The sequence below is a fragment of the Aurantiacibacter sp. KMU-128 genome, from assembly GCF_056933515.1.
Window position 1 is genome coordinate 917372 of sequence record NZ_JBXORT010000001.1, and the last position, 20936, is coordinate 938307.

Annotated in this window: 17 protein-coding genes; 14 read left to right on the top strand and 3 right to left on the bottom strand. The window is 60.9% G+C overall.

Features of this window, described 5'->3' with window-relative positions; genetic code table 11:
- Positions 1 to 12 precede the first annotated feature (12 nt).
- The gene (locus tag ACS0VV_RS04690) at positions 13 to 351 is read right to left on the bottom strand and encodes a hypothetical protein (protein ID WP_483531567.1); all 339 of its coding nucleotides are present in this window, start codon (positions 349 to 351) and stop codon (positions 13 to 15) included.
- Entirely contained in the window at positions 348 to 1757 is a 1410-nt protein-coding gene (locus ACS0VV_RS04695; protein ID WP_483531568.1) for a glutamate ligase domain-containing protein, read from the bottom strand. The genes ACS0VV_RS04690 and ACS0VV_RS04695 overlap by 4 nt, the downstream gene beginning before the upstream one ends.
- 145 nt (positions 1758 to 1902) lie before the next feature.
- On the opposite strand from ACS0VV_RS04695, the gene ACS0VV_RS04700 reads away from it, so the two are divergent.
- The 9 genes from ACS0VV_RS04700 to dnaN all read left to right on the top strand — a co-directional run bounded on the left by ACS0VV_RS04700 (position 1903) and on the right by dnaN (position 10113).
- On the top strand, positions 1903 to 2709 hold the full coding sequence (locus ACS0VV_RS04700; protein WP_483531569.1) for an LD-carboxypeptidase: 807 nt from the start codon (positions 1903 to 1905) through the stop codon (positions 2707 to 2709).
- Between the two features lie 46 nt (positions 2710 to 2755).
- Positions 2756 to 3688, top strand: a complete 933-nt coding sequence (fabD, locus tag ACS0VV_RS04705; protein ID WP_483531570.1) for an ACP S-malonyltransferase — start codon at positions 2756 to 2758, stop codon at positions 3686 to 3688.
- Positions 3689 to 3717: 29 nt separating this feature from the next.
- Positions 3718 to 4308 carry a hypothetical protein gene (locus ACS0VV_RS04710; RefSeq protein WP_483531571.1) on the top strand — a complete coding sequence of 197 codons (591 nt, stop codon included), beginning with the start codon at positions 3718 to 3720 and terminating at the stop codon, positions 4306 to 4308.
- A gap of 34 nt (positions 4309 to 4342) precedes the next feature.
- The gene (locus ACS0VV_RS04715) at positions 4343 to 4966 is read left to right on the top strand and encodes a hypothetical protein (protein WP_483531572.1); all 624 of its coding nucleotides are present in this window, start codon (positions 4343 to 4345) and stop codon (positions 4964 to 4966) included.
- An 81-nt stretch (positions 4967 to 5047) separates the two neighbouring features.
- Complete coding sequence (locus ACS0VV_RS04720; RefSeq protein ID WP_483531573.1) at positions 5048 to 7030, top strand: beta-propeller domain-containing protein; 1983 nt, start codon at positions 5048 to 5050, stop codon at positions 7028 to 7030.
- Between the two features lie 61 nt (positions 7031 to 7091).
- Complete coding sequence (locus ACS0VV_RS04725) at positions 7092 to 7484, top strand: GxxExxY protein (RefSeq protein WP_483531574.1); 393 nt, start codon at positions 7092 to 7094, stop codon at positions 7482 to 7484.
- Between the two features lie 45 nt (positions 7485 to 7529).
- A complete protein-coding gene (fabG, locus tag ACS0VV_RS04730; protein ID WP_483531575.1) occupies positions 7530 to 8294 on the top strand; it encodes a 3-oxoacyl-[acyl-carrier-protein] reductase in 765 nt (254 codons plus the stop codon).
- 53 nt (positions 8295 to 8347) lie between these two features.
- Positions 8348 to 8833, top strand: a complete 486-nt coding sequence (locus tag ACS0VV_RS04735; protein WP_483531576.1) for a hypothetical protein — start codon at positions 8348 to 8350, stop codon at positions 8831 to 8833.
- A gap of 152 nt (positions 8834 to 8985) precedes the next feature.
- A complete protein-coding gene (gene dnaN / locus ACS0VV_RS04740; protein WP_483531577.1) occupies positions 8986 to 10113 on the top strand; it encodes a DNA polymerase III subunit beta in 1128 nt (375 codons plus the stop codon).
- 21 nt (positions 10114 to 10134) lie between these two features.
- On the opposite strand, the gene ACS0VV_RS04745 is transcribed toward dnaN, so the two are convergent.
- Entirely contained in the window at positions 10135 to 11451 is a 1317-nt protein-coding gene (locus ACS0VV_RS04745) for an FAD-dependent oxidoreductase (RefSeq protein WP_483531578.1), read from the bottom strand.
- A 338-nt stretch (positions 11452 to 11789) separates the two neighbouring features.
- On the opposite strand from ACS0VV_RS04745, the gene ACS0VV_RS04750 reads away from it, so the two are divergent.
- The 5 genes from ACS0VV_RS04750 to ACS0VV_RS04770 all read left to right on the top strand — a co-directional run bounded on the left by ACS0VV_RS04750 (position 11790) and on the right by ACS0VV_RS04770 (position 20934).
- Positions 11790 to 14351, top strand: coding sequence for an EAL domain-containing protein (locus tag ACS0VV_RS04750; protein WP_483531579.1), 2562 nt, complete (start codon positions 11790 to 11792; stop codon positions 14349 to 14351).
- Positions 14352 to 14487: 136 nt separating this feature from the next.
- Entirely contained in the window at positions 14488 to 16728 is a 2241-nt protein-coding gene (locus ACS0VV_RS04755) for an EAL domain-containing protein (protein WP_483531580.1), read from the top strand.
- A gap of 60 nt (positions 16729 to 16788) precedes the next feature.
- Positions 16789 to 18606, top strand: a complete 1818-nt coding sequence (lepA, locus tag ACS0VV_RS04760) for a translation elongation factor 4 (protein ID WP_483531581.1) — start codon at positions 16789 to 16791, stop codon at positions 18604 to 18606.
- Positions 18607 to 18680: 74 nt separating this feature from the next.
- A complete protein-coding gene (locus tag ACS0VV_RS04765) occupies positions 18681 to 19355 on the top strand; it encodes an HNH endonuclease (RefSeq protein ID WP_483531582.1) in 675 nt (224 codons plus the stop codon).
- Between the two features lie 688 nt (positions 19356 to 20043).
- Positions 20044 to 20934, top strand: a complete 891-nt coding sequence (locus tag ACS0VV_RS04770) for an HNH endonuclease (protein ID WP_483531583.1) — start codon at positions 20044 to 20046, stop codon at positions 20932 to 20934.
- Positions 20935 to 20936: the final 2 nt, after the last annotated feature.

Here is a 20936-nt window from a genome sequence, read left to right on the forward strand (position 1 = left end):
GTTTCGAAAGGCTTAGTCGGAGGCGTTGGTCGTCAAATCGGCGCCGCAAAAACCGCATTCACGATTGCGTTTGCGCGGTCGCGCGACGAAAGCGAGAATCCCACCACCAGATCCCTGCTCCGGGATATGTGTTGGTTCTCTGCAAGAAGGGCATAGCGGCCAGCGAAACGCAAAAAATGCAACGATGAGGTACGGCACAAAGGCAGCGAACACCATGATGCCACTTTGCTCATTCGATCCGCCGACAAGTTCTCCCCAGCGCGGATGGGTCGTCGCCAGAACCGTCAGAAGAAAGCCGAAGCAGATTGCCAGCAGCCAGTTGATCACATTTGCTTGGGTATACGGCGTCACAGCCGCGCCAACAAGTCTTCCGCAAACTCGGTCAGCGTATCGTCGCGTGCGCCCATCACGACGACGCGGTCGCCCGGCTTCGCGTTCTGGACGATGAAATCGCCGCAGCCTTCGCGGGTGTTGATGTGGAGCGCCTTTCCGCCTGCTGCGTGGATCATGTCGATAATCCGCTCGCTGCCGACCGAGCGGTCGACCGTGCCGCCGAAATAGACGGGGTCACACAGGATGGTGAGGTCAGTTTCATCCAATTCCTGCGCGAACGTCTCCGCGAGTTCGTGGCCCATCTGGCGCAAGGGGCCATAGCCATGCGGCTGGAAGAAGGCGATTACGCGGCCTCCGTGCATCTTAAGCGTCTTGAGTGTTGCGCGCGCTTTTTCCGGATTGTGCCCGAAATCGTCGATCACCGTCACCCCGTTTGCGCTCGTGCCAATGATGTCGAAGCGGCGGGCGAGGCCTTTGAAGTCCGCCAGTGCCGCCACTGCGTCGGCCACCGGCACGCCTGCCGCATTTGCCGCTGCAATCGCGGCAAGCGCGTTAGAGAGATTGTGCCGCCCCGGCATCGCAAGCCGCAAGGCGTGCTCGCTGCCATCGCGCCGATCCACCACCAGGGCCGCCTGCTGCGTCGGCCCGTCGGCAATGCTGCCCTCGACAATCCCTAGCGCAGCGCAGCTATTGGTGATGCCGAAAGTCAGCGGTTCCTTCGCCTGCGCGACCAGCCGGAATGCCTCGACATCGTCGGCATTGACCACGCCGCGATCCGCTGTGCTGAGAAAATTGCCAAACAATTCGCGCAGTTCGTCCATGCTCTTGTGATCGAGGCTGACATTGAGCAGCAGCGCGACCGAGGGGCGGTAAAGCGCGATCGAGCCATCGCTTTCGTCGACTTCGCTGACAAAGCTCTCACCGTTGCCAACGACCGCGCTGGCATAGGGACGCTCCATGGAGACGAAGTTCTTCATCACCGCGCCGTTCATGATCGTCGGCTTGCGCCCGGTCGCTTCCATGATCCAGCCGAGCATCGCGGTGGTGGTCGATTTCCCGCTCGTCCCGCCAACCGCGAGCGAGAGCCGCGCGTCGTTGAACAGCCGCGCGAGCAATTCGGCGCGCGTCAGCCGTTCGCAGCCCAGTTCCTTGGCGCGGGCGATTTCGGGGACGGCATCCTCGATAGCGGCGGAGGCGATCAGGATTTGATCAGCCGAGGTCAGCCCGCTGCCGTCTTGCGGGAACAGCGTGTAGCCCTGAGCCTGCAAGGCAGCGAATTTCTCCGGCGTGCGGCCCTGGTCGTAGGAACGGTCAGACCCTGCAACCTCGCCGCCCAGACCCTTCACGATCTGCGCCAGCGGGAGCATTCCCGATCCGCCGATGCCGCAGAAGAAATAGGGTTGGGAAAGGTTTGCCGATGTCATGCCCGAGGCACTACCGCGCCTCCTGCACTTCGTCACCCCCGCGCAGGCGGGGGTCCAGCTTTTTTCGTTCACAAGCTGGATTGTCCCGTGGACAGTTACACTTCCCCGCCTTCGCGGGAATGACGAATGCTCATATACCGCACCGATGACACGCATTACCTGCCTCTGCCCCGGCAAGCCCATCCTGCGCGACCGTGCCGAAGCGGTGCTGGCGCTGGCCAAGGCGGAATTTCCCGACGTCGCGCTGTCGTTTCACCCGCAATGCTTCATCGAGCACGGCCATTTCGCTGGCGACGATGCGACGCGCCTCAACGCCTTTGTCGAGGCGGCCAATGATCCCGACATCGACGCGATCTGGTTCGGCATGGGCGGCTATGGCTCGAACCGGATCGCCGCCGATGCGCTGCCGCTATTGGACGACGCGGCGCGGGAGAAGACCTATCTCGGCTATTCGGACACCGGCTATCTGCTCGCCATGCTCTACAAGCACGGTCTCGGAAAGCCCGTCCATGGCCCGCTTGCAGGCGATATAAAGCGCGAAGGCGGCGCGGATGCGGTGCGGCGGGCGCTGTTGTATCTATCGGGTGCGGAGGTCCCACTGGAAGCCGGTCTGGATGGCACGCCCACTGTCGCCTTCAACCTGATAACGCTTGCCACGCTGGTGGGCAGCGATCTGATGCCAGACCTTTCCGGCCATGTCGTGCTGCTGGAGGAAGTGGCCGAGCATCTCTATGCCGTTGACCGGCTGATGTTCCACGTCACCGCCAATCTGCGTGACATTGCCGGACTGCGCCTTGGCCGCATCTCCGCCGTGCCCGAGAACGACCGGCCCTTTGGCATGAGCGACGAGGAGATTGCGCGCTTCTGGTGCGCCAAGCACGGCATCCCGTATTTGGGTCGCGCCGATATCGGACACGATGCGCAAAACGCCATTGTGCCGTTCGGCGCTTGATTCGATCGCGCTCCAGCCTCTATCCGCCCGCGCAAAGGAGACACACATGATTGCTTTCGTATTTCCGGGTCAGGGCAGCCAGACGGTCGGCATGGGCGCAGAGCTTGCCGAAGCCAGCAGCGCCGCGCGCGAGGTGTTTGCCGAGGTAGACGATGCGCTGAACCAGAAGCTGTTCGATCTGATGCGCGAAGGGCCGGAAAGCGAATTGACGCTCACCGCCAATGCGCAGCCCGCGATCATGGCGAATGCCCTTGCAGTGGCGCGCGTGCTGGAGGCGGGCGGCGTGTCGCTTTCCGAAAAAGGCGAGGCGGTCGCGGGGCACTCGCTAGGCGAGTATTCGGCTTTGGCTTCGGTCGGCGCGTTTGCTCTGGCCGACACCGCAAAGCTGCTGCGCATTCGCGGCAACGCCATGCAGGAAGCCGTGCCGATTGGCGTCGGCGGAATGTGTGCGCTGCTGGGAGCGGACCTCGACAAGGCGCAGGCGCTCGCCGATGCGGCGGCACAGGGCGATGTGTGCGAAGTCGCCAATGACAATGATCCGGGGCAGGTCGTGCTTTCGGGCCATCTTGCCGCCATTGATCGTGCGGTGGAACTGGCAAAGGCGCATGATATCAAGCGTGCGATCAAGCTGCCCGTCTCCGCGCCGTTCCATTGTTCGCTGATGGAGCCCGCCGCGCAGCGCATGGATGCGGCACTCGCCGAAACGCCGCCGCAGGCCTTTCGCTTGCCGGTCTATGCCAATGTCACCGCCGCACCGGTAACGGATGCCGCAGAGCAGCGTTCATTGCTGGTGCAGCAGGTAACCGGCAGGGTGCGCTGGCGCGAAAGCGTCCTTGCCATGCACGCGGCGGGCATTCATCATTTCGTCGAATTGGGCGGCAAAGTGCTCGCCCCGATGATTCGCAAGATTGCTCCCGATGCGGTGACGACCAGTCTGGTCAGCATGGATGATATCGAGGCTTTCGCCAAGGAACTGTAGGGCCGATTGGCCAGAAGGAAGGATTTTTCATGGGTCGCATTTCAACATTCACCGCGTTCGCGACGCTCGCCGCCGCTATGGTGAGCGCGCCCGCGATGGCGCAGGATACGGGGATTAACTGTATCCAGAATTCGTATACCGCAGAGCAGATCAGCGCGATCGGCGATGCGTCGCAGAACCTCGCCAATGGCACCCAGCTGAACCAGGCGGCGCTCAACCAGATCGTGATGATCGCCGCACCGGCAATCCAGGCCTGTGCCACGCAATCGGGCTGGGACCAACAGCAGACGATGTATGCGACCTTCTACGAGATGGGCCGCGTGAGCGAGCGGGGCTTCCGCTCGTCCGGCCTGCTCACACCCAACGAACTGGCTCGCCTTGATGCCGGGCTCGCCGACCCGCAAAGCGCTGACGTGTGGGCAGCGGTCGAGAACACGGTGATGGCCAGCCTCGGCGGAACTGTCCAAGTGTCCAACGCAGATGCCTTGACCATGGGTGCTTTTATTACCGGCATCGGTCTTGATGTTGGTTCGGCAGGGACGGACACGCCCGAACTGGTGGGCATGCTGCTTGGCTTTATGGGCCTGCAGCGCATCGGCTTGCGTGAATTTGCCAATTAATCGCAACCCAAAGTTTTCAAAGCGAGGAAACCACATGAAACGCTTTTCGACCGTTACCGCCATCGCCATCGCAACGTCCGCGCTGGCATTGAGCGCACCTGCCGCCGCGCAGGACCAAGGGCTCGCCTGTATCGAGAGCCAATACACGCAGGAGCAGCGCGACCAGTTAACCGCGCTCGGAGCCGAGATGGACGGCGGCATGGGCTTCTTCCAGCAGGTGATCGGCCAGCTGGCAGGGGCGATCACGCCTGCGATTGGCGCCTGTGTGCAAAGCGAAGGCTGGACGCAGGAGCAGACCCAGTTTGCGACGCTTGCCGAAATGGGCCGCCAGGGTGCAGCATCGCTGCGCGCGCATGGCACGTTGACCGACGAGGAACTCGCCCGGTTTGATGCGGCGCTGGCTGATCCGGAAAATGCCGATGTTATGCCCGCCGTGATGCGGCTGGTCGGCGCAGGCATGGGTGGCGGGGGCGAAGCGCCTTTGCCCGATGATGGCGACAAGCTGGGCGAGTTTATCGCCAATGCGCAGCTCGAAATCGGCTATGCGGGCACCAATACCGGCGAGCTGTCGATCATGCTGCTGATCTTCACTGCTATACAGAATATGGGCGAAATGCAGTTTGCTTCCACGGCGGCAACTGCAGAAGCCGCGGAATAAGGCGTCAGCGGGAGGCATACAGCACCCGTTCAGCGTGTCTCCCGCTCAATGTAATTGTATTACATTTGGGAGGGGCGTGAGATGAAGACTGGTATCCGCTATGCAATGGCGGCGGTGGTGAGCACCGCCGCCATTTCTTTTGCGCTGGTGCAGGGGCCGCAGGCGTCGGCGCAGCGGGCGCAGGACGATCCCGAGGGCCTGTATTCCTTTGAGAGCGAAGAGGCGTTCGAAGCCTTCGCCGAGCGGATGCGCGCGCTTGGTGGTGGAGGCCTTGGTAGTGAGTTCGGCTACTTGGAAGCTGAAGAGACCAGCGATATCGTGGTGACAGGCCAAGCCGCACCGTCGGCTCCTCCACCACCTCCTCCACCTCCTGCTGTGGCAATGGAGGCGCCGGCCACTGAATTTGGTTTCTACGAGGCAATGGAAGGCGGGCCGGGTTCCGGCGAGCAAATCACCAACACGCAGGAAGCGGGGGTCGATGAAGGCGCCATCGTCAAGGATGCGGGCGATTTCCTCGTCATCCTGCGGCGCGGGCGGATCTTTACAGTGCGCCATGGCGGCGATGCGCTGGAGCCGGTCGATGCGATCAACGCCTTCCCGCCCGACGCGCGCAATCCCGGCGATACCTGGTATGACGAAATGCTGGTGCGCGGTGATCAGGTGATTGTGGTCGGCTATTCCTACGGCGATTTCGGCACCGAGATCAGCCGCTTCCGCCTCGGCCACGACGGCAGCCTGACCTATCGCGACACGCATTATCTGCGCAGTGGCGATTATTACTCGTCGAGCAATTATGCGAGCCGGATGATCGGTGACGAGCTGATCTTCTACGCGCCCGTCTATATGGACTGGAGCAATTGGCGTTCCACCATGCCTGCCTTGCGGCGCGGGGGTGTGAATGGCGAGGTCGTTGATCTCGTCGATCCAGAGGACATCTACGTCACCGCCCCCGCGCGGCGCGGGAAGTTCGCGCTGCCCATCGCACACGCCGTCACCCGCTGCGACCTTTCGGCGGCCGAGCTCGATTGCGACGCGACCGCCGTACTCGGCAGCTGGAGCCGCACATTCTATGTCAGCCGCAATGCGATGTATCTGTGGACCAGCCAAACCTTCTCCGAAGATGGCAATGCAGAAGGTCAGCTATTCCGCCTGCCGCTCGATGGCTCGCGCCCCGGTGCGGTGCCGGTGGAAGGTGGGCCGATTGACCAGTTCTCCTTTGCCGAAGATGCCGCCGACAACGTGCTGCGCGTCGTGTTGCGCGGCGAAGGGCAGGGCGATGCCATGTGGGGAGCCGAGTTCAGCGAGGGCGATCTTGGCCTGCTGACCGTGCCGCTGGGCGCTTTTACCGATGGCTCGGAACGCATTCCGCAGCAGGCGATGCGCGAATTGCCGGGCGTGGAAGGCTGGATGTTCCAGAACCGCTTCGCGGGCGACTATCTGCTGTATTCTGCATCAAGCTACGGCAACTCCGCCGAGGCACCGTTTTTCTACGCCGCGCCGGTTGACGGCAGGTCGGCGCAGCGGATCGATTTACGTCACGGCATCACCCGCTTCGATCTGATGGGCAGCGATGCGGTTGCAATCGGGCCGGCGGCTGATGGTTCATTGGGCTTCTCCGCATTGTCGCTGGGGCGGCAAGTGGTGTTGGAGGACGTCTATATGCTCCCCGCGGCGAGCGAAGGCGAAGTGCGTAGCCAGGCCTTCTTCTATCGTGCCGACAGGGATTCGGCGGATGGCCTCTCTGGAATGCTCGGCCTGCCGGTGACGCGCGAGCGCCACAGCCGGGGCGGAGAGTTCCTTGGCAATGCGTCGGCCATCTTCTTCCTGCGCCGCGACAACCGCGCTTTTTCGACCGGCGGTCAGCTGAACAGCCGCGCGAAAGGCGGGGTGGATGATGGCTGCATCGCCTCCTGCGTCGACTGGTACGGCAATGCCCGCCCGATCTTCCTGGGCGACCGCATCTTTGCGCTGATGGGCTACGAAATCGTCGAAGGGACGTGGGACGGCGAACGCATAACCGAACGCCGCCGGACAAACTTCACCCCTCAGGGAGGGGGGGATTGAGCGCGGTAGATGCTGCCAAGAACTTGATTTTCGCGCAGAGAACGCAGAGTGCGCAGAGTCGATGAAGCCAATCGATTCCGTCACTTCAGAAGTCATTGGCGAAGCCATCGAGATCCATAAGGATCTGGGACCGGGTCTGCTAGAGTCGGTTTATGAGATGGTTTTGGCAGAGGCGCTCACCAGACGCGGCCTTGAAGTGCGGCGCCAGGTTCCGGTGCCTATTTCCTATAAAGACCTCACTTTCGAGGTCGCATTCCGGATTGATTTGTTGGTTGAGGATCGATTGATCCTCGAAATCAAATCCGTGGAGGCACTCAAACCCGTTCATGCAAAGCAAGTGCTCACCTATTTGAGGTTGACCAAGCAGCCCGTCGGGCTGCTTATGAATTTTTCTGCATCGACAATGAAGGAAGGCATCAAGCGGTTGGTAAATGACCATCGTCCCGATACTTGACCTCTGCGTCCTCCGCGATCTCTGCGCGAAATTTGGAGTTTTCAAATGTTCTCACTCAACGGAATGAATGCCCTTGTTACCGGTGCCAGTGGCGGGATTGGCTCTGCCATCAGCCGGGCTCTCGCCGCGCAGGGGGCGCGGATTGCACTTTCGGGTTCGAATGGCGACAAGCTGCGTGCTTTCAGGGAAGAGCTCAACAGTGAATTCGCGCATCACGACCATGATGGCCATGTCGAGATTACCTGCGACCTTTCCAACGCCACGCAGGTGGACGAGCTGGTGCCCGCCGCGGTCGATACGCTCGGCGGGATCGATATCCTCGTGAACAATGCGGGCATCACCAAGGACAACCTCGCCATGCGGATGAAGGACGAGGAATGGGATCAAGTGATCCGCATCAATCTGGAAGCCGCCTTCCGCCTGATGCGCGCCAGCGTGCGTCCGATGATGAAGGCGCGTTTCGGCCGGATCGTGAACATCACCAGCGTTGTCGGCACCACCGGCAATCCGGGGCAAATGAACTACACGGCAGCGAAAGCGGGCCTTGTCGGAGCATCGAAAAGCCTTGCGCAGGAAGTCGCCAGCCGCGGGATCACCGTCAACTGCGTTGCCCCCGGCTTCATCCGCTCGGCGATGACCGAGGTGCTGGACGGCAAGCAGAAGGACGCGATTAACGCCCGCATTCCCATGGCGCGCATGGGCGAGGGTGAGGATATCGGCGCGGCGGTCGCTTATCTCGCCAGCCGCGAGGCGGGATATGTGACCGGACAGACGCTGCACGTGAATGGCGGCATGGCGATGCTTTCGTGAGGTGCTTCTTGAGACGACTGACGCTTGGTCTTTTGGCTCCCATTGCCGCCATAGTGGCGGCGCCCGCTCATGCGCAAAGTGCTGAAGACCTTAATTGCGTGGTTGACCGCTCACCCGAATGGATGGCCGAAGCGCTAATGGCGGACTATCTCTTCATCGCTGGCGGAATCGGCGAGGGAACAACGCGGCCGTTCCGCGAAACGATCATGTCGCTAGCGTTAGAGTGCGCCCGAGAACTCGGTCTTCCGCAAGAGAGCGTGGATGATTATGCGCAGTATTCCGTGACCGTTTTCATGGAACCAATGGCCGCAGAACTGCTTGCCGGTGAGGGTATAGATTTGGCGGAAGTAGACCAGTCAGTCGCCTACCACCTCCGGGGAGAGCCGCCGGAAATGTCCACGTTTATCGACCTTCTCACATTCGACATTGTCCGCGAACTCCAGGGCGAGGCCAATTACGAGTATGTTGGCAGGCTGATGGCGATTTATGCGCTGTCTGTTTTTGCGCAACGCGATTTTCTGGCGACTTACGCACAGTAGCGCCAGTTTTCCCCAAGGAATCCCGCCTCCTGCACAGCGTCCCTTGCCCGCATTGTCACCTGCGCTAAGGATGGTGGGGCATTTTACCGGCGCTGTGGAGCGATTCCGGGGCTATCGGGCCACCGCAGCGCGCCGAAAGGGAATTGATCGCGATGAAAGTCACCATCGAACGCGCCGAGCTGCTCCGCAGTCTCTCCCACGTCCAGTCCGTGGTAGAGCGGCGCAACACCATCCCCATTCTCTCCAACGTTTTGATCGAGGCAGAGGATGGCGGGCACGTGCGGATCATGGCAACCGACCTTGATCTGCAAGTGGTGGACAATCTGCGCGCCAATGCGGTGGACAGTGCAGGCGCCATCACCGTCTCCGCGCACCTGCTGTTCGATATTGCCCGCAAACTGCCCGATGGCAGCGAAGTCAGCCTGGAAACGGGCGACAACCGCATGGTCATCAAGGCGGGCCGCAGCCGCTTCACGCTGCCGACCTTGCCGCGCGATGACTTCCCCGTGATAGTCGAGGGCGATCTGCCCACCAGTTTCGAGCTGGCGGCAAAGACACTCGCCGAGCTGATTGATCGCACCCGCTTTGCCATCAGCACCGAGGAAACGCGGTATTATCTGAACGGCATCTTCTTTCACGTGGCAGACGAGGATGGCGGCGTGTTGAAGGCTGCTGCGACCGATGGCCACCGCCTTGCCCGCTTCACGCTGGCCCGTCCTGCGGGTGCCGAGGGTATGCCCGACGTTATCGTCCCGCGCAAAGCCGTGGCAGAGCTGCGCAAGCTGCTGGAAGAGGCGATGGAGGGCAATGTCCAGATCGACCTCAGCCCTTCGAAAATCCGTTTCGCGCTGGGCGGCGAGGGCGGCGTGGTGCTGACCAGCAAACTGATCGACGGCACCTTCCCCGATTACAGCCGCGTCATCCCCACGGGCAACGACAAGCTGCTGAAAGTTGATCCCAAATCGCTCTTCGCTGGTGTCGACCGCGTGGCGACCATCGCCACCGAGAAGACCCGCGCGGTCAAAATGGGGCTCGATGCGGACAAGGTGACGCTGACCGTCACATCGCCCGACAACGGCAATGCGGTGGAAGAAGTCAGCTCGCAATATGGCTCGGAAGCGATGGAAATCGGTTTCAACGCCGGTTACTTGAAAGACATCCTCCAGCAGCTGAACAAGGATACGGTGGAACTGCACTTCGCCGATGCCGGTGCGCCGACGCTGATCCGCGAGGATGAAAGCAGCCCCGCGCTGTATGTGCTGATGCCGATGCGGGTGTGATGGCTGAGGCTCTCGGGCTTTCTAGCCCAGAGCCTTCATCATCGCCGCAATATCGACGAACTTCTCGCGCGGCGCGCCCTCGCGGGCGGCAGCGGCTTCGGCTTCGTCGATCTTTTTCCAGTCCTGGAATGTGACCACATCCAGCGCGCGCTCCTGCGCCAGCGCATCGAAACCCGCGCGGCCCGCTTTGCCACGTGCTCCAAGCGTTCCGCTGGACATATCGGCGGCGATTTTCTCCACCACATCAAAGCCATCGGGCCGGTTGGTACCGATTGTGCCCGAGGGGCCGCGCCGCGCCCAGCCGACGCAATAGAGCCCTGCAAGAATGCGCCCCTCGTCATTGGCGAAGCGGCCCGCGCGCTCGTCAAACGGCACGCCGGGCAAGGGTGACGAACGATAGCCGATGCAGCTGATGACGAGATCGGCGGGGATCCGGCGTATTTCTCCCGTGCCCACTGCTCTGCCGCGTTCGAGGACGGTTTTCTCCACCTCGATAGCTTCCACAACCCCGTCACCGATCAGCGCGCGCGGCTGGTTGAGGAAGGCGAATTCCAGAGCGATCGGTTGTTCGGCACGGATATGTTCGGGGATCGCGGCAAATTCGCGCAGCACTCCGACCGATTTGCGCAGGCCCGGCTCCAGCATCGCATCATCGCCCGGATCGGGCAGATCGCGCGGATCGACATGGGGCGCAGCGCGGGTGAGATGGCCCAGTTCGCCCAGCTCGCGCGGGGTCATCATGATCTGGTGCGGCCCGCGCCGCCCAAGGACGACAATCCGCTCCAACGCGCTGTTTTTCAACGCATCATAGGCATGGCCAACAATGTCGCTGTCGCCCAGCTCGTCCGGTGTCTTGGCAAGAATACGCGCGACATCGAGCGCGACATTGCCCATGCCCACCACCACCGCGGTGCAGCCCGAAAGGTCAGGCGAAAGCCCTGCAAATTCGGGGTGGCCGTTATACCAGCCGACAAAGGCCGCGCTGCCGAACACATTGCCCAGCTGCTCACCCGGCACACCCAGCGCGCGATCATGTGGCGCACCGGTTGCCAGCACCACCGCGTCATACAGGCGCTGCAGTTCTGCGATCTGCACATCGCGGCCGATGGTGACATTTCCCACGAAGCGGACATTTTCGGAAAGCGCCGTCTTCTCGTAGCGCCGGGTGACGCCCTTGATCGATTGGTGATCTGGGGCAACGCCGGTCCGGATCAGGCCGTAGGGAACGGGCAACCGGTCGAACACATCGACCCGCACATCGTCGCCAAAGGTCTTTTGCGCCGCCTCGGCGGTGTAATATCCGGCCGGTCCCGACCCGATGATGGCAATGTGGCGCATGGAATCTCCGAATGCAGCTCCAGCACAAAAGCGCCTGCTTTGTTAACCGTTTGCCGCACGGCTGCAATCCGCAGCATCGGCCTATGCACGGGTGATTGCTCAAGCCACAAAAAACACGCCGAATTAACCCTTCTTCAAAGCGGATTTGCGAAGGCGGCACCATGAACGGTGCGACCCGAATGCCCAAGGCATCCCATGACTCGCAACCTGCGCCTGCGCGCGGGGGCGAGGTCGCGCCTGCACTCCAACCGAATCCCCCGACTCAAGAGCCTCCCGCGCAACAGGGCGAAGCTGACCGGCGAAAGGGCCCGCGCCGGACACCGGCGGTTGACCGTGCTGTGAATGCGCCCAAGTTCGACAATCCGGCAAACCAGCTGTTTCCGCGTAGCTGGACCTATCTCATTGTCAGCCTGATTGCGGGGATTTGCGTCTGCATCGCCGCCTCTGATGTGCTGCCAGGCACAGCGACCATGGGGCTGCTGGCTGCTTCGCTTGTGCTGGCTTCGCTTCCGCTTCGCTACATTTACGACTTCGTGCAGCACCGTTCATTGGCTGCGAAGGTGGTGGGTCTGGTGTTGGCGGTGGTGGTGCCGCTGCTCATGTACGGGCTCGGCATAACCATGTGGGCAATGGAAGGCGGCATTGAATGGGACGTCGCCCTTGCCGGCCTCTTGTGCGTTTCCGCGATTGCCACCGCCTATTTGCGACGGCAGCCTTCGGCGATCTTTGCGGCACAGTTCGCGATCTGGACCGCCGCCGTGCTGGTCAACGCATCACTTGTGGGGATTCTCGGCCTGATCGTCGGCGGCGTGGTTGCCGTGCTGGTGACGCGCGAACAGCTTTATGAGCAGCGCGACGAGCAAGAGCGCAAGGCAGCGCAGGAGCGGGTACAGACCCGCGCGAGAGACATTCTGGCCGATTATGAGGAGACGGGGCAGGGCTGGTTCTGGGAAACCGACCGCCGCTCCCTGCTCACTTATGTTTCGCCGCCCGTGGCCAAGGCGCTAAAGCGCAATCCTGACCGCCTGATCGGCCAGCCTTTCACACGCCTTTTCGATCTGGAAGACACCGGCGATGAGGGCGAGCGCACGCTGATGTTCCACTTGTCGGCACGCTCTTCGTTCAGCGAGCTGCCCGTTCGCGCGGCCATCAGCAATGAAGAGCGCTGGTGGTCGGTCTCGGGCCGCCCGATCTTCGACCAGTTTGACAATTTCGTCGGCTTTCGCGGGTCGGGTACCGACCTTACCGAGCGTAAGCGCAGTCAGGAGCAGGCGACGCGGCTGGCCCGCTACGACGCGCTGACCGGCCTCGCCAACCGGTTCCAGATGTCGCAGGCGCTGGAGAAAATCCTGACCGCGAAGGCGGAGGCCAACCGGCATTGCGCGATCATGCTGCTCGATCTGGACCGCTTCAAGCAAGTTAACGATACGATGGGCCACCCCGCCGGTGACGCATTGCTCAAGCAGGTGTCGCAGCGGCTGGAGCGCGCCGTGGGCAAGCTCGGTCAGGTCGGGCGGCTCGGCGGCGACGAGTTCAAAGTCATCATTCCCAACCGCGTGGCCAATTCGGCGCTGGCGAATCTGGGCAAGGAAATCATCCATTCGCTGTCGCAACCCTACTCGATCGACGGACAGCGCGTGGTGATTGGCGCGTCTGTCGGCATCGCGGTCGCGCCCGAGCACGGGAAGAACAGCGAAGACCTGATCCGCAATGCCGACCTTGCGCTCTACGCTGCCAAGGATGGCGGGCGCGGGCGTTACCATTTCTACGCCGAAGATTTGCACGCCGAAGCCGAGGCGCGCGCCAAGCTGGAAGAAGATCTGCGCGATGCCGTGACCAATGGCGAGTTGCAACTGCATTACCAGCCGATCATCAAGCTTTCGGAAAACCGGATTGCCGGGTTCGAAGCGCTGCTGCGCTGGCAACACCCTGTTAAAGGCTGGATCTCTCCCGAGCGCTTTATCGGCATTGCCGAGGATGGCGGTCTGATCCAGCAGATCGGCGAGTGGGCCTTGCGCCAGGCCTGTGACGATCTCGCGCAATGGCCGGAAGATGTGTTTGTCGCGGTGAACGTGTCGCCGGTGCAGTTTTCCAATATCAACCTGCCGGCGATTGTCGCCAATGCGATAGCCAGTTCCGGGGTCCGCGCGAACCGGCTGGAGCTGGAAATAACCGAAAGCGTGTTTCTGGGTGATGATAGCGGCACCGATGCCATGTTTGCCTCGCTCAAACGGCTCGGCGTGCGCTTGGCGCTTGATGATTTCGGCACCGGCTATTCCTCCTTGGGCTATCTCAAGAAGGCGCCCTTCGACAAGATCAAGATCGACAAGAGCTTCGTGCGCGGCGCCACCGAGAAGGGCAGCCGCAACGGCGCAATTATCCGCTCGATCACCAGCTTGGCGCAGTCTCTGGGTATGGACACCACCGCAGAAGGCGTGGAGACCCATGACGAACTGGACCTCGTGCGCGAGCACGGTTGCAGCCATGTACAAGGCTTCATCTATCATCGCGCGCTGTCATTCGAACAAGCGTGCGAGAGGATTTCGCAAGGGCTCGAAGCCGTTGCCCATGGGCCGCGTGCCGCACGGGCGCCGCGCCAGAAGATGTTGCGCAAGGTCGTGCTCGATCACAACGGGCATCTGTACAACGGCACAATCCGCAATATCTCGGTGACCGGCGCGATGATCGAAGGCCTTTGGAACGTGCCGGTTGGAACGGTTTTCTCGCTCCAGATCGCCGAGCGCCACCGGGTTACGTGCACAACGCGCTGGAGCGCGGAAGACCGCATGGGGGTGGAATTCGCCAATCCCTTGCAGCGCGACGGGCAAGGCCAGATCACCGCCATTCAGGAGCCGCCCCCGCGCCAGTTGGAAGAGCAGGAATTGCGCAAGGCAGGCTAGATCGCACCATATCGAAATGGAGCCTCGAATCTCCGGGCGGCCTTAGCCGTTTGGTAAGCCAAACCGGATAGAGCTGTTTGCCATCATACTGGGCGGAGTCTGGGCGACGCCGTGCCTCTAACAGGAGAAGCGTCAGGTGGGTGTACGCGGCATTTTCAAAGGACTGGGCGCGCAGCCCGGTGCCGCCGTGCGCGTGCCCGATGCGGAGCATGCGGTAACCGCGGCCATCGGCCTTGATGATGCACAGCGCCTCTCCCTGCTCGATTCCTTCGAAAGTTCCGGTCTTGTCTGGTTTTGGGCGACCGACGACAAAGGCGCGCTGACTTACCTCTCGCCCAATGCCGTCGCACAGTTTCCGGCGGAAACGCATGTGTTGGGGGCACACTTGGGCACGTTGGTCGAAACCGCCGATACCGGGCAAAGCGAGCAGCGCGACCGGCCCTTGTCGTTCCTTCTGAGTGCACGGACAACGTTCAGCGAACAGCCGGTGCGGCTCATCAAAAAGCACGACGAGGCCACCGGCGAGAAGGCCGAGATCTGGTGGTCGCTCACCGGCAAGCCGTTTTATGATGCGGAGCAGAACTTCCTTGGCTATCGCGGCAGCGCCAAAAACATCACCGACAGCTTCCAGTCGCAGCGTGAAAAATCCCGCGCTGCCGAATATGACTCGCTAACGGGCCTTGCGAACCGCCACCGTATGACCAAGCGGCTGGACACCATCCTCACCGCCTACAAGGTCGAAAAGCGATCCTGCGCGCTGATGATGCTAGATCTGGATCGCTTCAAGGCTGTCAACGACACGCTGGGGCATCCTGCCGGGGACGAGTTGCTGCGCCAGGTATCGCAACGCCTGCAACGCATCCTCCCCGCCGAAGCCGAGATTGGCCGCCTTGGCGGGGACGAGTTTCAGGTCATTTTGCCCGACATGGACGATCGCGGGCAACTGGGTGACCTCGGCAGTCGCATCATCCAGATGATTTCGCAGCCCTATTCGATCGAAGGCAGTCGGGCAATCATCGGCACCTCTATCGGGATGGCGATTGCACCCTATGACGGTATCGCCTCGGCGGAACTGGTGAAGGCAACCGACCTTGCGCTGTATGCGGCGAAGGGGGGCGGGCGCGGGCAATTCCGCTTCTATTCCAACGATCTGAAAGACGAAGCCGACGAACGGCGTGAGATCGAAGAAGACTTGCGCGACGCGATGCATCGCGGTGAGCTGGAGATGCACTATCAGCCGACCGTCTGCGCACAGACGCATATGGTGCATAGCTTTGAAGCGCTCATGCGCTGGAACCATCCGGAGCATGGCCAGATCAGCCCGACCGTCTTCATCCCGATTGCCGAAGACAGCAATCTGATCGACGAGCTGGGCGAATGGGCGCTGCGGCAGGCGTGCAAGGATGCGGCCGAATGGCCGAACGAAATCGGCGTTTCGGTCAATGTCTCGGCTCAGCAATTTGCCGGCGACCGTCTGTCAGATATCGTCGCCAGCGCGCTCACTGCGGCGCAACTCGACCCCAAGCGGCTCGAGCTCGAGATCACCGAGAGCGTGTTCATGGGCGATGTCTCCGCTACCGACACCAAGTTCAAGGAGCTGCGCGCTCTGGGTGTCAAACTGGCGCTCGACGATTTCGGTACCGGCTATTCGTCGCTGTCCTATCTGCGCCGTGCGCCGTTCGACAAGATCAAGATCGATCGAAGTTTTGTGCGCGGCTGCGCAGCCAAGGACAATTCGAACGCGGCGATCATTACCGCAATTGTCAGCCTGGCCTCGGCAATGAATATGACTACCACCGCCGAAGGGGTGGAAGCCATGGACGAGCTGGACTGTATCGCCGGGCTCAACGCCGATTTCGTGCAAGGCTTTATCTTCTCCCGCGCCGTCCCGCAGGAAGAGGTGCTCGACAAGCTCGAATGCGGCGAGCTGAAATACGAGCCTGCCGGCCCCGCCAAACACCGCGCCGAGCGGCGGACGCTGTTCCGCCGGGTTGGAGTCATCCACGAAGACCATCATTACGTCGCCATGCTGCGCGACCTCTCGCGCACCGGAGCGCGGATCGAAGGCTTGCTGAACGTGCCGGTGGGCACCCAGCTGGTGCTCGATCTGGGCGAGGGGCAGCTGGTGGTTGGCACCGTGCGGCGCTCGCAGGATGCGACGCAGGGCCTTGCTTTCGAAACGCCGCTGGTGAGCGACGGCGCGGGCGGGTTATGCACGCGGCACCGCGTCTCCCCCTATATGCTCGCCGCCGCCGGTCTCCCGTTGCAGGCGCTTCCCGCCGGGGTGTCTGCGCCGCCGCAATTGCACGATGCCCCCTCCAGCAAGCCACGCTTTATGCAGGTGGACGTGACTTCGGGATCGCTCCGCGCGCGCTGATTCCACCCCGCCAATAAGACCTGCTGACAAGCGCCTGCAGCACAGCTAATGGCGGGCTGGATGACTGACCTTTCCAAGATCCGCAATTTTTCGATTATCGCCCATATCGACCACGGCAAGTCGACGCTGGCTGACCGGCTGATCCAGTATACGGGCGGCCTCACCGAGCGTGAGATGTCGAGCCAAGTCCTTGATAACATGGACATTGAGAAGGAGCGCGGCATCACCATCAAGGCGCAAACCGTGCGCCTCAACTACACCGCGCGCAATGGCGAGACCTATGAGCTCAACCTCATGGACACGCCCGGCCATGTCGACTTCGCCTACGAGGTCTCCCGCAGCCTTGCCGCGTGCGAGGGCGCGTTGCTGGTGGTGGACGCGGCGCAGGGTGTCGAAGCGCAGACGCTCGCCAATGTCTACCAGTCGATTGAGCACGACCACGAAATCGTCCCCGTTATCAACAAGATAGACCTTCCCGCCGCCGAGCCCGAAAAGGTCCGCGCGGAAATCGAGGACATTATCGGCCTCGACGCGTCCGAAGCCGTCCTCTCCAGCGCCAAATCGGGCATCGGGATCGAGGAAGTGCTCGAAGCCATCGTCGCCAAAATCCCGCCGCCCAAGGGGGACCGCGACGCGCCGCTCAAGGCCATGCTCGTCGATTCGTGGTACGATCCCTATCTCGGCGTCGTCATCCTTGTCCGCGTGATCGACGGGGTGATCAGGAAAGGCCTCGAGGTCAAATTCATGCAGGGCGGCACGCAGCACCTGATCGACCGCGTCGGCGCGTTCACCCCCAAGCGCATCGACCTGCCCGAGATCGGCCCCGGCGAAATCGGCTTTATCACGGCGCAGATCAAGGAAGTCGAACAGGCCCGCGTGGGCGACACCATCACCACGGTGAAGAACGGCGCGACCGAGGCGCTCAAGGGCTACAAGGAAGTGCAGCCGGTGGTGTTCTGCGGGCTCTTCCCCGTCGATGCGGCGGATTTTGAAAAGCTGCGCGAGAGCATCGGCAAGCTGCGGCTGAACGATGCCAGCTTCAGCTACGAAATGGAAAGCAGCGCCGCTTTGGGCTTCGGCTTCCGCGCGGGTTTCCTCGGCCTGCTGCATCTGGAGATCATCCAGGAACGCCTCAGCCGCGAGTATGATCTCGACCTGATTACCACCGCGCCTTCAGTGGTTTACCGCATACACCTCTCACACACCAAGCACGAGAGCGCGGAAGTGCGCGACATCCACAATCCCGCCGACTGGCCGGACGTGAACCGCATCGACATGATCGAGGAGCCGTGGATCAAGGCGACGATTTACACGCCCGACGAATATCTCGGCGCGATCCTCAAACTGTGTCAGGACCGGCGCGGCATCCAGACGAACCTGACCTATGTCGGCGGCCGCGCGCAGGTGACGTACGAGCTGCCGCTCAACGAGGTGGTGTTCGATTTCTACGACCGCCTGAAATCGATCAGCCGCGGCTATGCCTCTTTCGATTACGAGCAGATTGGCGTGCGCGAAGGCGACCTTGTGAAGATGAACATTCTGGTGAACGCCGAACCGGTCGACGCGCTATCGCTGATCGTCCACCGCAGCGTGGCCGAAGAACGCGGCCGCGGAATGTGCGAACGCCTGAAAGACCTGATCCCCCGCCACCTCTTCAAAATCCCGATCCAGGCCGCCATCGGCGGCAAGATCATCGCCCGCGAGACGATTGCCGCCCTGCGCAAGGACGTGACCGCGAAATGCTATGGCGGCGATATTACGCGGAAGAAGAAGTTGCTGGAAAAGCAGAAGAAGGGGAAGGCAAGGATGCGCGAATATGGGAATGTGAGCATTCCGCAGGAGGCGTTTATTGCGGCGCTGCGGATGGGGGAGGAGTGAAGGGCTAATAGATCAAACTCTACTGTTGCTCATTAGCGCGCGGGTTCGATTGATATCTCAAGGGCGGACGCAAAATGGCTGTAGGCGAAGCAGATATAAAATTGCTTTGGGGGCGTGCTGCTGGCATGTGCTCACGTCCAGGGTGCAAGATCGATCTTACGAGTATTCCTGAAGGAAAAAGCGCATATACGGTTGGTGAGATGGCGCATGTTATCGCCCGCGCCCCGAAAGGACCGAGGGGGGACGGAAAAGGCGGTGACGATAGCTATGAAAATTTGATTCTATTGTGCCCCACATGTCATCGGCACGTTGATAAAGCTCCAGATGGCGAATTTTCGGCTGATATGCTTCGAGAATGGAAGTCGACTCACGAGGATCACGTTCGAACCCTTGGCTCGACACAGCGCTTCTCTACGAATGAACAATTGACTCGGGCCGTCAGGATTAAGCTTGCAGCCAATCATGCGATCTGGCGAGATTTTGGCCCACTGTCTGAAGCTGCAGAGCATGATCCTAGCTCGAATGCGTATAACATCTGGGAAATTCGTCGGAGCGACACGATTGTTCCAAACAATCGCGAAATTGTGAACATGATCAAGGCGAACGCCGCATTGCTCAATGATGCTCAAATCAATGCATTTGGCGATTTTCGCTCGCATGCAGAAGCGTATGAGGCGCATGTTCATGACGCCATTGACCATTACCCATTGTTCCCAAAGAAGTTCGGAGAGGCATTCTCAGGTGAATAGAAACGGCGACAACGCTTATGGCGTGACATTTGGTAGGATAATGTTTCTACAAAGGATCATTGACGGGCATAGCAATGTGCAATCGTTCGGTCGCCATAGTGATGTAGCTTTCGATGTCACTCGCGTAAAGCAAGCCGATACGATCCAAGTAATATGTGTTGACGAGTACGTTTTGTCAGAATCTATGGCGCGACAGATTTGGAGCGAATTCCCATCTGTAAACATGATATTTGTTGGCGGAAAATGGAACAGGACGTCCACGCCAGCGGGGACGTTTTGCAAGAGTAAGCAAATCGCTGTCTGTAATGCAGGAACGATAAATGCCGCACTTCTCAAAACAAGATATTGGACTTAGGCTTAGACGAGTACAGATTCGGGTGCGCAAGGTCGGTACTTGCAATCGATCGATAATTTCCATCTGGGGGTTTGGGTCTTATTTTCGCTCACCCACTTTTAGAGATATAGACCTTCTAATTTGTATTAGGGAACCGAAAGCGGACATCGTTGCGACAAGCTTGGCGATCAAGAAGTCTGTCAAAGATGTTTTTGATGGATTTGGTTTTCCGATCGATGTCTTGGTCTTGACGCCGGCTGAGGTCTTCGAAAAGCCTTTGCGAGATATGCATACGTTAAGAATGCTCTTTAAGAGGAATTGCGTTGATACCGCTGCATTCGTGCGGAATGGTCTGTGACCTTCGGCGTTTTCATGCACAAGGATGGGTCGATCTACGACGACATTCCCGAGGTGCATTACCAGTTTCCGAAAAGCTATCTCAGCCGCGCCGAGCAGATGGTTAGCGACTGGATCGTCTATCGCGAGCCGGTCAAAATCCCGAAGTCCAAAGGCTTCTTCGCCGTGGCGAAGGTCGAGCGGATCATTCCTGACCCGACTGAGCCGGACCGCTATCGCGCGATCATCGAAGCGGGCAGCTATTTGCCGTTCGAGCCTACCGTCCCGCATATCGTCGATGGCGAGCAAGTGGAGCGCGGAATCCTCAACGAAGCGGGCAATATCTCTGGCCGCGCCCAAGCCGCCGTCCGCCCGCTTTCCAACTCCGACTTCGCCCGCATCATCGCACTGGGCTTGCCCGAAGACGATACGCTGCCGCGCGTTGGCGAGAAAGTGCCGGATGAGCGCGTCCGTGACGAACATATCCCATACGAAATCGAGCGGCCTATCGTCGAAACGCTTATCTCTCGCCCCTTCCGCGACAAGGCGTTCCGTCGCGCGGTTCTGAACGCCTATGACGGGCGCTGCGCTGTCACCGGCTGGAAGCTGGTCAACGGGGGAGGGCGGCTGGAAGCCGAGGCGGCGCATATCAGGCCGGTCGAGTATGGCGGGCCGGATTCGATCCGCAACGGCTTGGCCTTATCGGGCACCGCACACTGGATGTTCGACCGTGGGCTGATCGGCCTCTCCGATGATCTGGAGATTATGGTGTCGCGGCAGGTCAACGATCCGTCCAGCGTCGAAGCGATGATAAACCGCACAGGCCGCGCGATTGCTCCTCTGCGCGAGAGCGAAAGGCCGCACCCGCAATTCCTCCGCTGGCACCGTGAGAATTGCTTCAAGCACTAGTG